At 48.7% G+C, this 12,750-nt stretch carries 6 protein-coding genes; all 6 read left to right on the top strand.

Features of this window, described 5'->3' with window-relative positions:
- The first annotated feature begins 451 nt into the window (after nt 1-451).
- The 6 genes from REH51_RS02655 to REH51_RS02630 all read left to right on the top strand — a co-directional run bounded on the left by REH51_RS02655 (nt 452) and on the right by REH51_RS02630 (nt 12,586).
- Nucleotides 452-742 carry a hypothetical protein gene (locus tag REH51_RS02655; RefSeq protein WP_009721815.1) on the top strand — a complete coding sequence of 97 codons (291 nt, stop codon included), beginning with the start codon at nt 452-454 and terminating at the stop codon, nt 740-742.
- A gap of 104 nt (nt 743-846) precedes the next feature.
- The gene (gene wecB / locus REH51_RS02650) at nt 847-1,965 is read left to right on the top strand and encodes a non-hydrolyzing UDP-N-acetylglucosamine 2-epimerase (RefSeq protein ID WP_009721816.1); all 1,119 of its coding nucleotides are present in this window, start codon (nt 847-849) and stop codon (nt 1,963-1,965) included.
- Between the two features lie 193 nt (nt 1,966-2,158).
- Nucleotides 2,159-3,439: a UDP-N-acetyl-D-mannosamine dehydrogenase gene (wecC, locus tag REH51_RS02645; RefSeq protein ID WP_009721817.1), complete on the top strand. Its 1,281-nt coding sequence runs from the start codon at nt 2,159-2,161 to the stop codon at nt 3,437-3,439.
- A 47-nt stretch (nt 3,440-3,486) separates the two neighbouring features.
- Nucleotides 3,487-5,811 (top strand): glycosyltransferase family protein, encoded by a 2,325-nt coding sequence (locus REH51_RS02640; RefSeq protein ID WP_009721818.1) that lies wholly within the window; start codon nt 3,487-3,489, stop codon nt 5,809-5,811.
- A gap of 151 nt (nt 5,812-5,962) precedes the next feature.
- Nucleotides 5,963-11,257, top strand: a complete 5,295-nt coding sequence (locus tag REH51_RS02635; protein WP_498936774.1) for a glycosyltransferase — start codon at nt 5,963-5,965, stop codon at nt 11,255-11,257.
- A 24-nt stretch (nt 11,258-11,281) separates the two neighbouring features.
- Nucleotides 11,282-12,586: a hypothetical protein gene (locus REH51_RS02630; RefSeq protein WP_498936772.1), complete on the top strand. Its 1,305-nt coding sequence runs from the start codon at nt 11,282-11,284 to the stop codon at nt 12,584-12,586.
- The last annotated feature ends 164 nt before the right edge of the window (nt 12,587-12,750 follow it).

Below are 12,750 nucleotides of genomic sequence, written 5' to 3'. Positions count from 1 at the left end.
GGCGTTTGGGTATCTGTTGCCTCACTACTTCGATTAGCGATTTCAGCCAAGCTGATGCCACTATACAATCAGAGTGCCGAAGTGAGGCAGAACATATTCAGGATTACATGCAGCAGTTATAGAAGCGCGAGCATGCATCCGGTTGTCTGGCTGCGCTCATATTATCAACAGCCAGTTTCCAAGATGCGTTGGCCGTTGTCGTTTGCCTAATACTCCTAAAAGCGGTCGGGTATACTACAATACGCCATCGTTAATCGTGCTAGTGAGCAAACGTCTCAAAACTTGTTTATGTTAGAGTGCTCAGTAAAGCGACCTTTGATTTTTCCGTAATCGAACTTTGCTACTTCACCCAGCCGTTAGAAACACTAAGGCTTGGTTGAGAATTCTCAAAACGAGCGCTATGCGTTAAATTCTGTTATCCATATAGATAAATCAACCAGCGAGACGCCCCATGGAAAAAGACCTCGTTAAACGCGCCCACGATGCTTTCAATCATGGTGACTACCAAGATGCGATAACGCTATATCAGCAGGCGGCCTATCAATATGGTCAAAGTCTGTTTGATGTTAATATCAGGATTTGTGAGCAACGATTACAAAAGCCCGGCCAGCTAATGAAAAGGGTTCCTAAAAGCTCGGATGCCATTCCTGTTGCTCAGCAGTTGGCTGAAACCCAGGAACTATTAGAGTACTACTATCGCCGTTGTCAGGAACTGGAATACCGCTTGAACGACGCAGGCTAAACGTGGCGAGTAAAAATCGGTAAGCTGCGTCTTTACAAAGCATGACGTCACAGGCTCGGCGTTCCGGTCGTACGCTGGTCCGATAACTGAAAAGAAGGCAAGGAATGAAAGTACTCACTGTATTCGGTACACGCCCAGAAGCCATTAAGATGGCACCGCTTGCATTGCAGCTAGCCAAGGATGAGCGTTTTGATGCCCGTGTTTGTGTTACCGCTCAGCATCGTGAAATGCTGGATCAAGTGCTCGCCTTATTCGAACTTACCCCTGAATATGACCTGGACATTATGAAGCCAGGGCAGGATCTCAACGACGTTACCTGCGGCATTCTGCAAGGGCTCAAACCGGTACTAGAAGATTTCAAACCTGATATCGTTCTTGTGCATGGCGACACTGCTACTACTTTTGCGACCACTCTAGCGTGTTATTACCAACAGATTCCGGTAGGGCATGTTGAAGCAGGCCTGCGCACCGGCAACCTTTATTCACCCTGGCCGGAAGAGGGCAACCGTAAGCTTACTGGCGCGCTGGCGGCGGTTCACTTTGCTCCCACGGCTACCTCGCAACAAAATTTACTTAATGAAGGTGTTGCCCCGGCCACTATTCACGTAACCGGCAATACCGTGATTGATGCGCTGCTTGAAGTTGCCCATAAGCTAGAAACCAATCAGACGCTAGCGGCAGAACAGGCCAAGCGCTTCCCGATGCTGGATGAAAGCAAGCGTCTTATCTTGGTGACAGGGCACCGCCGAGAGAGCTTTGGTGGCGGTTTTGAACGTATCTGTCAAGCCCTAGCCGATACCGCTGAGCGCCATCCAGATACCCAGATTCTTTATCCGGTACACCTTAACCCCAACGTCCGCGAGCCGGTTAATCGCCTGTTGGCCAGGGTAGGTAACGTTCATCTGATTGAGCCGCAGGACTATCTGCCGTTTGTCTATCTGATGAATCGCGCTCACATTATCCTCACAGATTCTGGTGGCATTCAGGAAGAAGCACCTTCGCTGGGCAAGCCCGTACTGGTTATGCGTGACACTACTGAACGCCCCGAAGCCGTTGAAGCAGGTACCGTTAAACTGGTAGGAACCGATGTAGCGACTATTACCAGCGAGCTAACTCGGTTGCTAACCGATAACAACGCATACACTGCCATGAGCTACGCTCACAACCCCTACGGGGACGGCAAAGCCTGCGAACGAATCCGCGACGTTCTGGCTCGCTCATAAGCTGAAGACTTCTTGCCACTGGTGAACACTTTTTTGCCACGGATGCATACGGAAAAGCACAGATAAAACGATTAAACCCAAGATCTTTTTGGTTTTTCTTTTGTCTTTTTGCTTTTGACCTTATCCGTGACTATCCGTGTTCATCCGTGGCTAACTAATATTTATTTGTGGCCTTTTACTTAAGGAATGCAACATGCAATTCGACACTATCTCCATGATCGGCCTGGGCTATATTGGCCTGCCTACCGCCGCTGTTTTCGCCTCACGTAAGCAGAATGTTATCGGCGTTGACGTTAATCAACATGCTGTCGACACCATCAATAATGGTGAAATCCACATTGTTGAACCGGAGCTGGATATTATTGTTCACGCGGCTGTAAAAGAAGGCTACCTGCGTGCGACCACCACGCCAGAACCTGCCGATGCCTTTCTAGTTGCTGTACCCACCCCGTTTCATACCGATGAAAACGGCCAAAACCACAAAGCAGATTTAAGCTATATCGAAGCCGCCAGCAAAGCCGTGGCCAAAGTTCTTAAGCCTGGAAACCTAGTGGTACTGGAATCCACCAGCCCCGTGGGCGCTACCGAGCAAATGGCTGCCTGGTTAGCCGAAGCTCGCCCGGATCTGACCTTCCCGCAAACCCACGGTGAGGCGTCAGATATCCGCATTGCTCACTGCCCAGAACGGGTATTGCCCGGCCACGTTATCCGTGAACTAGTTGAAAACGACCGTGTGATTGGCGGCATGACTGCCAAGTGCGCGGAAGTAGCCAGCGAACTCTATAAAATCGTGGTAGAAGGCGACTGCGTGACCACTACTGCCCGCACCGCAGAAATGGCCAAGCTCACCGAAAACAGCTTTCGCGATGTGAATATTGCCTTTGCTAATGAGCTTTCCACCATTTGCCATGAGCTTGATATTAATGTCTGGGAATTGATCGCTCTGGCCAACCGACACCCACGCGTCAATATCCTAACACCAGGTGCCGGTGTTGGTGGCCACTGCATCGCTGTAGACCCCTGGTTCATCGTAGATTCTTGCCCGGAGCAAGCAAAAATTATCCGCGCCGCTCGCGAGGTTAACGATGACAAACCTTTGTGGGTGCTGGGCCGCGTGAAAGAAGCGCTAGAGTACTACCACCAGCAACACCCCGATGCCAAACGCAGCGACCTTACCGTGGCTTGCCTAGGTGTGGCCTTCAAGCCAGACATCGACGACCTGCGTGAAAGCCCCGCATTAGGTATTGCTCAGCAAGTGCAACAGCTAGGCTGCCGCCTACAAGTGGTTGAACCCAATATCAAATCACTGCCAAAAACACTGCAAGGTGAGAACACCACATTGGTCACGTTGGAAGAAGCACTTGCCCAAGCGGACGTGGTCTGTGTGCTCGTCAAGCACAAGCCGTTTATCGCTGATGCTGAGAATGTACGTGCTAAAGAAAGCGTCATCGATGCGGTGGGCTTGTTAGGGTAATCTACTCACTCCTAGCTTCTCACCACTCACAGACCTTGAAGAGACCTATGGATGATCTTCTCAAACACGCCCAACAGTTGGCCCATCAGGCTTCTACGCCGATTATCCACTCGATAGAAGGGCGCGTGGCGTTTCTCATTAATCAAGCGCCGGGAAGCACTAACGGCTCTCATCGGCTGGCGGAAGCGCTTAACCAGCAGGGTGTTGACACTCTATGCATGATTCGCCCTGATTGGACAGGGGATGATAATGCTGAGGGTGAATCTTATATACCACCAGAGACTACTATCGACGGTGTTCGTTATTTGTATTCTCCTTTGCACCAAAATGCTCAAGGCGATGAGCGAGCTACGCTGGAAGCAGTGGTTCAGCAACTTATCAAGCTATTGCGCATTTATCGCCCTTCAGCGGTGCTGGCGGAAACAGCTGGGGTGGGGCTTCCGGCGTGGGTAGCAGCTGCGCGCCTAGAGATAGCATTTTATGGAGTAGCTGAACGCGCTAGCCATTGTGATGACGTTGAAAATGGCAAAAGCAGTAACAGTCATTATCCTACTAATCCTGAAGGCGTGGCATCCAAAACGTTCGTCGAAGAACGCGCGCTCAAGCTTTACGGCGTCGATAGAGTTCAAGAAATATATAAGGCATTGAACACTTATGGTGACAATCAGGGCGTCGTATCGACGGCCGCCATTAAGACGTGTCATGAATCATACAATGTTTTAACACTGCTGGACGAGGCCTCTGAGCGCTGCTTTAAGCACGTGTTTAATTTTATTCCAGCAGATGCTTTGTCTTGGGAACAGCAGCTCGACCAGCAGTCCATAGATATTGTGTTTGTGGGAAGTGTGTTGCCTAACAGAAATTCAGCTTGGCATTACGGTAAGAAGGACATAAACGGAGCGATTGCTGCTCCGTTTAAAGCGTTATTGCTGGCATGTAAGGAAAAGCGAATTCCAACTGTTTTTTGGAATAAAGATGACCCTGTCAATTACGACATGTTTATTGATGCGGCCAAGTTGTTTGATTATGTGTTTACGGTAGATGAGTCGGTTATAAATCGGTATAAACAAGATGTTGGCCATGGCCGTGTCTATTTTTTGAAGCTTGCGGTGCAAGAAGCGTTGTATTTTCCTCAGTTGCAGGGTGAAAAAAACGGACGGCTGGCATTTTCCGATAGCTGGAGCAGTAAAGATACCCCTGTGCGTGCCGATCATCTGGAAATGCTTTTCGATTATCCTGCGGAAAAAGGAATTCTGGATATTTATGGTGGGCATTCGCTACCAGGTAAATATAAGCAGTCCATATTTCCCTCTGCAAGCCTCGATGATATTAACGAAAAAATATATAAAAAATACAGTGTGATGGTTAATGCCAATACAGCGGGCTGTTCTAGTCCGCTACTGGTAGAGAAATTCTATGAGTCATTAGGTTGTGCGGTACCTATTGTGTCTCCACCGGTAAGCTCTCTAGACCATGAGCTGGCTGATATCGTCCAGGTCGTCAATAGTAGACAGGAGGCGCAGGACAAAATTGACAGTCTGCTTGAAGATGATATTTATGCATTAAAAGTGGCCGCTCAGGGGGTAAGGCTTGTCCATTCCAAGAATACATTTCGTCACAGGTTTGCAGAGCTGCTTAGCAAGGTAGTGGAAAGTAAATCCATCTCTTTGCTGAATGACGAAACGTTAACCGTAACGGCAGTGTGCGTTTCAAAGAGGCCCTGGCTGATTCCCAGAGTAGCTGAAATGCTTAATACTCAAAATGGTGTCAATGTTAAGGTTATCTACGTGGCCCATGGTGAAGGCGCTGACGAAAAAGATGTTCTCGATGCCTTCGAAGGCGTTGAGAGTTGCCGTTTTATGCGTATTACCGGTGAAGATAAAGTGCTGGCAGACGGTCTTAACTTAGCGCTAGATAGCTGTGAAACTGACGTTATCGCGAAGATAGATGACGACGACTATTATGGCCCTAATTACCTTTTAGATGCTTGTTTGGCTCTGCAGTATTCCGGTGCTGCGCTGGTTGGGAAAACAAGTTTCTTCTGCTACGTAGAAAGTACCAATGATTTTGCGTTGAGATTTTCTGGCAAGCACTATCGCTATTTCAAGCATGTTCAAGGGGGTACGCTGATATGGAGCCGCAAAAAAACAGGTAACCTGACGTTTAATCGAGTGAGGCAGGGCACGGATTCTTTATTTCTTAAAGACTTATTAGCAAAAGGTTGCGAGATTTACTCCTCTGACCCATTCAATTTTATACATGTTCGTTATGCAAACGCTCATGATCATACATGGGCTATTAGTGATGATAAATTTCTTGAAGCTGCGAAGAAATTAGACAAAGGTCTTCAGTTTTCATTGGCGTTTAATTAGTTGTTGGCAAGGTGGATTTTTAATTAATGCTTAAGTCGCTTTATTGTTGCTAAATTTGCCTTTTGTTTTTCCTTGTCTTTTTATGTTTATAACTGAACAGCATTTAATATATTGCTATTGTTAATAAATTTCACTTTTTACTAGGTATTACATGGACGCTCTGATTAAGCACGTGGAACAGTTAGCTCAGCATCGCCTTCCTTTTATTGCACAGCCGGTTACTGGGCGGGTGGCTTATGTCGTCAATCATGGACAGTACGACGCGACCAATGGTGACGCGGTTCGCACACAGGGTATTGCAGAAGCATTGAACCATCAGGGATTAGAGGTGTTGTGTTTTGTACGCCCTGGATGCCCATGGGCATTTTATGCTAAACGCGAACTTTCGCCTGACGTCGAGGTGAATGGGGTAACGTACATTCATTCGCGCTGGCCTTATGGTGTGGTGCCGCAGGGGCAGTTGGCTATTTTGAATGCCAGTGTGGAATGTTTTGTTGAACGGTTTCGGGTGTATCGCCCTTCGGTTGTGGTGGCTGCGTCTAACTGGGTGTCGGCGTTACCTGCCTGGGTGGCAGCAAAGCGGATGGGGCTACCGTTTTGCTTTGAAGTGCGCGGATTTGGGGAACTCGCTAATGACGCTCGAGAGCCAGGCTATGCCTATACCCAAGGTTTTAAAGAAGAAGCGGCGCGAGATGGTTTTATCGCTCGTGAAGCCAGTCAGGTATTTACCCTTAATGCCCCAATGAAAGCGGAACTGATCAAGCGTGGCGTTCAGCCGGAACGTATTAGTATAGTGCCCAATGGCCTTCGTGAGTTGCCTACCATTCAGCCTGCTGATGCCGCACTGAAGCATCGGTTAGGTATTTGGGAGGGCGATAACGTTATTGGTTATGTTGGCAGTTTTTATGCTTACGAAGGGTTGGATATACTGTTTGAAGCCTGTGAAGCGCTGGTAAGCAAAGGTATCAATGTTAAGTTGCTACTTGTTGGGAATGAACAGTCGCTAACGAATGCTGTTATTGATTATCAGCGTGATGCTGATAAGCCGTGGCTTATTCAGGTAGGTTGTGTGCCTAATGAGCAGCTGGCGAAATATTACGCACTTATGGACTGTGTGGTTATTCCTCGTAAGGCAGTGCCGGTATGCGAGCTGGTACCACCCGCAAAAGCATTGGAAGCGTTGGCTTATGGCAAACGGCTGGTAATGTCGAAGCTTCCGGCTTTAGAAAATGCTTGCCCGGTGTTCAAGGGCGTTAGCTTTGCTAAGGCAGATGACGCGGAGGCGTTAGTCGCTGCCATGGCGCAAGCGCTGGAAGATGTGCGTGTCGAAAGGTTAAGCAATGAGCAAGAAGGCTCGCAGAGTAATGCGGTTCTTCAAGGGCTAGACACCAACGTGCTGACGTTTAGCCGCTTGACCCAGGGAATGGTAGAGTCCCTAGAAATTGTTGCAGACGAATCAGCACCGCTTTTAGCGTTGCCGCAACCCCAGGAAGGGCCTGAAGGTTTTGAAGACATTGATTACCCAACGGCCAGCCAGTGGTTTTATAAAGAGGGTCGCCTGACCGATACGCTAAAGGCGTTGCAAAGCCTACAAGCTCGTGGGGTTAAATTTGATAAACCTAAGCGCGACTTTGAGGCCTTTGTAGCGGGTTTAGCACGCCTTAAAGGGGGCATGGCGCTGCCGCCTCGCCAACCTAATGCTGGGCTGATGAGCCGCCGCCAGCAAGTGTTGTACTGCTTACACCAATCGGTTCCCCATGCCACTAACGGCTATTCGACTCGCTCTCATGGTATCGCGGTGGGCTTGCAAGAATCTGGCTGGAACGTTCGCGCGACGACGCGACCTGGCTTTCCGTGGGATGGCGGCGCTAGAGGATTGCCCCGTGGTTACCATGAAGCCAACGTAGATGGCGTGGCCTACGCGGCGTGTGCTGGCTGGAACCTTGCCAAAACCCCCTTGGATCTCTACCTAGCAGAAGCTGCTGACCACTACCTGCGTGAAGCGCAAACCAGTGGTGCGGAAGTTATCGTGGCAGCGTCGAATCATATTACCGCCTTGCCAGCGTTAATAGCGGCACGACGCCTGGGTTTACCGTTTGTTTATGAAGTTCGCGGTCTGTGGGAAATCACGCAAGCCTCTACCCAGCCTGAATGGGCAGGCTCCGAACGTTACCAGCTTATGCGTGAGCTGGAGCAACAGGCTGCTCTTGAAGCGGATCTAGTTATTACCCTAACCGAAGAACTGGCCGATGAGCTGGCTAGTTGGGGCGTGGAGCGTGAGCGTATTACGGTGGTGCCTAACGCGGTGAATGCTGAGCGCTTTACCCCCAGGCCTGCAGATATCGATGTGGCTCCCCAGCTTAAGCTGCCTGCTGGCGTGCCGGTTATCGGTTATGCGGGGAGCGCGGTAGCCTATGAAGGGCTGGAATTGTTGCTGGAAGCGTTAGCCAAGCTTAAGTCACGAGGGCAAGCGTTTGTCTTTGTGCTGGTGGGGGATGGCAAGGTTATTGATGCCGTAAAAGCCACCGCCAAGACGTTAGGAATTGAAAAGAACTGCCGCTTTACAGGGCGGGTAGCGTTTGAGCAGGTGCCACGTTATTTATCATGCATGGACATTATGCCGATACCGCGGCTTTCCTCAGCGGTTACTGAAATGGTGTCGGCACTCAAACCGCTTGAAGCAATGGCAATGGGTAAGGCAGTAGTGCTTTCCGATGTGTCGCCCCACCAAGTTATGGCGGGCCCAGGTGGCGAACGCGCGCGGTTATTTGAAAAAGATAACGCGGCGGCGTTAAGCAATGCGATTGAAGCGCTAATCAACAACCCCGCAGAGCGTGAGCGCCTGGGCAAGGCTGCCCGTGCATGGATTGACCGCGAGCGGACCTGGAATCACGTTACTAGTATTTATGCCCGCAGCTTGCAGCAACTGCGTGAATCGGTGGTAGAGCATCAGCGCAAGCAGCAGCAAGTTGAAGGTCAAACCAACGCTAAAACACTAGCGCAGCTAACCCTAGGTTTAATTGGCGATACGTTTACAACCGACACGCTGGCCAGCGCCGTTAAAGTAGTGCCGCTTTCACCGGACAACTGGCGTGAGCAGATTAAAGAACAGCCCATTGATGCGCTGTTTGTGGAATCCGCCTGGAAGGGCAATGACTGGCAGTGGTTCCGTCAAGTAGGGCATTACAGCGTGCATGAGTTTGCAGCGCTTGATGCCTTGTTGGCGCACTGCCGCCGTAAGGGTATTCCGTCGTTATTCTGGAATAAGGAAGACCCGGTTCACTTTGACCGTTTCCGCGCGACCGCTGCTAAGTGTGACCACGTGTTTACGACCGACAGCCGGAGGATTATTCCTTACCTCACCACGCCTGGCGCGTTGACTCAAACGGCCAGTAGTGCGCCGTTCTATGCCTCACCGAAGATCCATAACTTGCTGCCGTCTACCCGTGAATGGCAGCCAACGGCCGCTTATGGCGGTACCTATTATGGTAAGCGCTACCCTGAACGCACCGAGTACATGGACAAAATCATGAGCGCGGCAGCCCCCTTAGGCTTGACGCTTTATGATCGCCAGCACGATGATCCCAAATCGCCTTACAAATACCCCGGCGGCTTGGGTAACTATGTGGCAGGCAGCCTCAGTTATGAGGAGATGATCCAGGCTTACAAAGCTCATCCGGTGCAGATTAACGTCAACTCGGTGCTGGATTCCCCAACGATGTTTTCGCGCCGTGTTGTGGAAACGGCTGCCTGCGGTTCGCCTATGCTTTCCGGCCCAGCCCTGGGTATGAATCGCTACTTGGAAGGAGCGGGTCATGTGGTGCGTACCGAGAGCGATGCCGCCCAGGCGCTTGAGAATCTGATGCATTACCCTGCATACCGCTGGCGCGTGGCGTTGAAAGGCGCCCGCGCGGTTATGCGCGCTCACACCACCGAACTACGCCTGACCCAAATGCTGCGCACTGCCGGTATGGTTGTTCAAGCACCTGAACCACCAGCGTACTCTATTTATACGTCTGAAATGACCCCGGCGGGTGCCCAGCGCGTGTTAGCACAAACCGTTCGCCCGGTATGTATTGTCAGTCGCGAATGGAAGGCCGGTACCCGTGCACAACTAGAAGCGGAAGGTATTCGCTGTGCAACGCCGGATGGTGAACGTGCTTCTCCAGGAGCGCTTTGGTTGCTGGCTAATCCGCGTGCATTGGAAGGGTTGGAAGTGGAAGATCTCGAAGACTTAATCTGGCCCACGTTTTACGCCCCCCATAAGCGTATTGCTTTCAGTCGACATGCGGCGCTTGAAGAAGGTGGCTGGCCGGGTGTGGCGGTGGAAAACTCTTCTATCGATACGTCACTGCAACTGCTTCGCTCAGATACGGATATGCTGCTTTCCAAGCTTCAGCCTTGGGCGTCACGCCAGTTGACCTTGACGCTTCGCAAACCACCCCAAGTTCATGCCCAAGCGCCCAATGTGCCGCCTAAGAAAACTGTCGTGATTGCAGGGCACGATCTCAAGTTTATTAAGCCGTTTTATCCCTACTTCACGAACGCAGGGATGCGCGTATTGCTAGATTTTTGGACCGGTCATAATCATCACAATGAAACCGCTAGTAAGCGCTTAGTGCGCCAAGCCGATACCGTGTTCTGTGAGTGGACCCTGGGTAACGCTATTTGGTATGCCAAGCATAAAATTGAAGGGCAACGATTGGTAGGGCGCTTGCACGCTCAAGAACTGCGCAATGTGTTGTTTGACCAAGTGCCCTTCGATGCTTTTGATAAGGTGATATTTGTTGGCCCGCATATGCTGCGTAATGCCCAGCAACGCAATCCAGCACTGAAGAAAAATGGCGTGGTCATCTATAACGGCGTTGATATCGACGCCATGCAAGCGGTACCGCGTCAACCCACCAATGGCAAAGTGTTGGGCTTAGTCGGCATGGTGCCGCAAAGCAAGCGCTTAGACCGTGCGTTGGATATTCTGAAGGAGCTACGCAAAGAAGACACCGATTATATTCTGCGGGTAAAAGGAAAGCGGCCAGAAGACTTCGCCTGGATGGTCATGCACCGGCCCGAAGAAATGGCTTGGTATGAAGAGCAGTATCGTCGCTTACAAGATGACCCGCTGCTTAAAGATGCCGTGATCTTCGACCCTCACGGCAATGATATGCCTCAATGGTATGCTGGGGTTGATTTCATTCTTTCGGTAAGTGACCACGAAAGCTTCCACCTAGCGGTAGCTGAAGGCGCCGCCAGTGGCTGTACCCCGGTTGTATTGCCATGGGAAGGCGCGGATGAGATTTATCCGAAAGAGTGGGTTTACAGGGATATGGAGCAAGTAAAACAAAGCTTTAATGTTCGACTGGGAAGGAGGGATGATATCTTTGACTTTGCCAGCGCAAGTTTTAATATTAACGCTGTTGCAAACCTAATGGTGGAGATAGTTGTTTAGTGTTTTTAAAGTTCTAGAATCTAATTGTTTGAGAATTCTTTCGATAGCTATGAAAGTAGTTATAGCTTTTGGGATGGTTGGTGGAAGTGTTTGGGAGTGATATGCCCTGTGTGTGATGTTTCGAGCAAAATAAACAAAGGTAAAAGATCTGCGAATAGATTTAAAGTGAGTTTCTACTCGCTATCTATTGATCAGTTTCTTGATAGAAATATAATAGATGATGGGCTTTATCAGATATTGATTGGAGGTAACGCGATTGATGTTTTGATCAAAAGAGGAATAACCTTTAGCGATAAAGCTCTGTTGACCTTTAATGGAGCATTAAGTGAGAAAGCAAGAGAGTTAGATTTGATACCTAATTTTACAGGTGTAGCATTAGCTGAGGAGATAGGTGCATCTGTAGTAGCTTTTTTTGATCCAGTTATTTATTTAAAGGATGATATATATATTGGTTGGTATTTGGGGTGGCGAGAGCTAAATACTCAAAAAACTATTATATTGATTGTAAATCATTTGGCAAAAGTGATGGGCGTTAGTTTCTGCTCATTCGGCGGAAGTGGTGGTGGATTTGCGAGCTTATATTATTTGAGCGAAAGTGACGAAATCAATAAAGCTTTTGTCTGGAATTGTCAAACGGTTGTCGAGAAATATAATTCTAGGTTTTGGAGGCATTTGTCTGAGGTGTCTTTACAGAAAAAGCTAACAAGTGAAGTAGAGTTTTCCGAGGAAAGGGGGGCGATTGGTATATGCACTAGTTTATTATCCAAGAGTGACAGCCTAAAGAATAAAGATTTTATTTACCTTCAAAATGCTCTCGACTGGCATACTACTGTTCATGCTGAGCCATTTATCAAAAAGCTTGACTTGGATGACGAAGATGGTTTTTTTTACAGCAAAGAGAAGATGCTTTTTTTTAAAGGGAATTGGGGTGCAGGTCATGCGGTTCCACCAAGAAAGCTAATTGTGTCTGCTTTGAAATTATATTTAGCTGATAACGTTGCAGGGCTTAGAAGAGAGGTTTCGAAGTATAAATACATAGCGGGAGAGAATAAAATCGTAAAAAAAGAAGAAGATCCTGGTTTTTACGTTTCTAAAAAGCCAAAGGGTTTATTGATAGAGGTGGTGGATGATTTTTCGATATGGGCTACAATCTATGAAAAGTGGGATGGAGTTGTTGTAAAAAAATATCAATATAATAAGGAGAAGAAGTTTTTTATAAATTGCGAGTCTGGTTTTGAAGGTTTGTCAGTGGTGCTTTTTAGTAAATATATTGATGGCTCTGTTGCTTGGCGAGAAATTAGTAATCAGGATATTATGGATAGCTTTTGAGCTTAAGTTGATTGGTAGTTGTTTTGATGCTTTTCGTGAGGCTAGGATTTTTAAAAGTTAAGGCGCGTTGGTTGTTGTGTTCTGAATTCATAGAATAACTGCATTAGCTTGTTGATTATTGGCACATCAGATTTTTTAGACGAACATCTAGAAGCGTTGCTCTG

Source organism: Halomonas bluephagenesis (assembly GCF_054790765.1).
Note: the sequence above shows the minus strand (reverse complement) of the source record. Positions and strands in the feature narration are given on the sequence as shown.

Bases quoted from the DNA above. Each gene is read 5' to 3' on its own strand.
- REH51_RS02655 (WP_009721815.1), top strand. From the start codon at position 452: ATGGAAAAAGACCTCGTTAAACGCGCCCACGATGCTTTCAATCATGGT.
- wecB (WP_009721816.1), top strand. From the start codon at position 847: ATGAAAGTACTCACTGTATTCGGTACACGCCCAGAAGCCATTAAGATG.
- wecC (WP_009721817.1), top strand. From the start codon at position 2,159: ATGCAATTCGACACTATCTCCATGATCGGCCTGGGCTATATTGGCCTG.
- REH51_RS02640 (WP_009721818.1), top strand. From the start codon at position 3,487: ATGGATGATCTTCTCAAACACGCCCAACAGTTGGCCCATCAGGCTTCT.
- REH51_RS02635 (WP_498936774.1), top strand. From the start codon at position 5,963: ATGGACGCTCTGATTAAGCACGTGGAACAGTTAGCTCAGCATCGCCTT.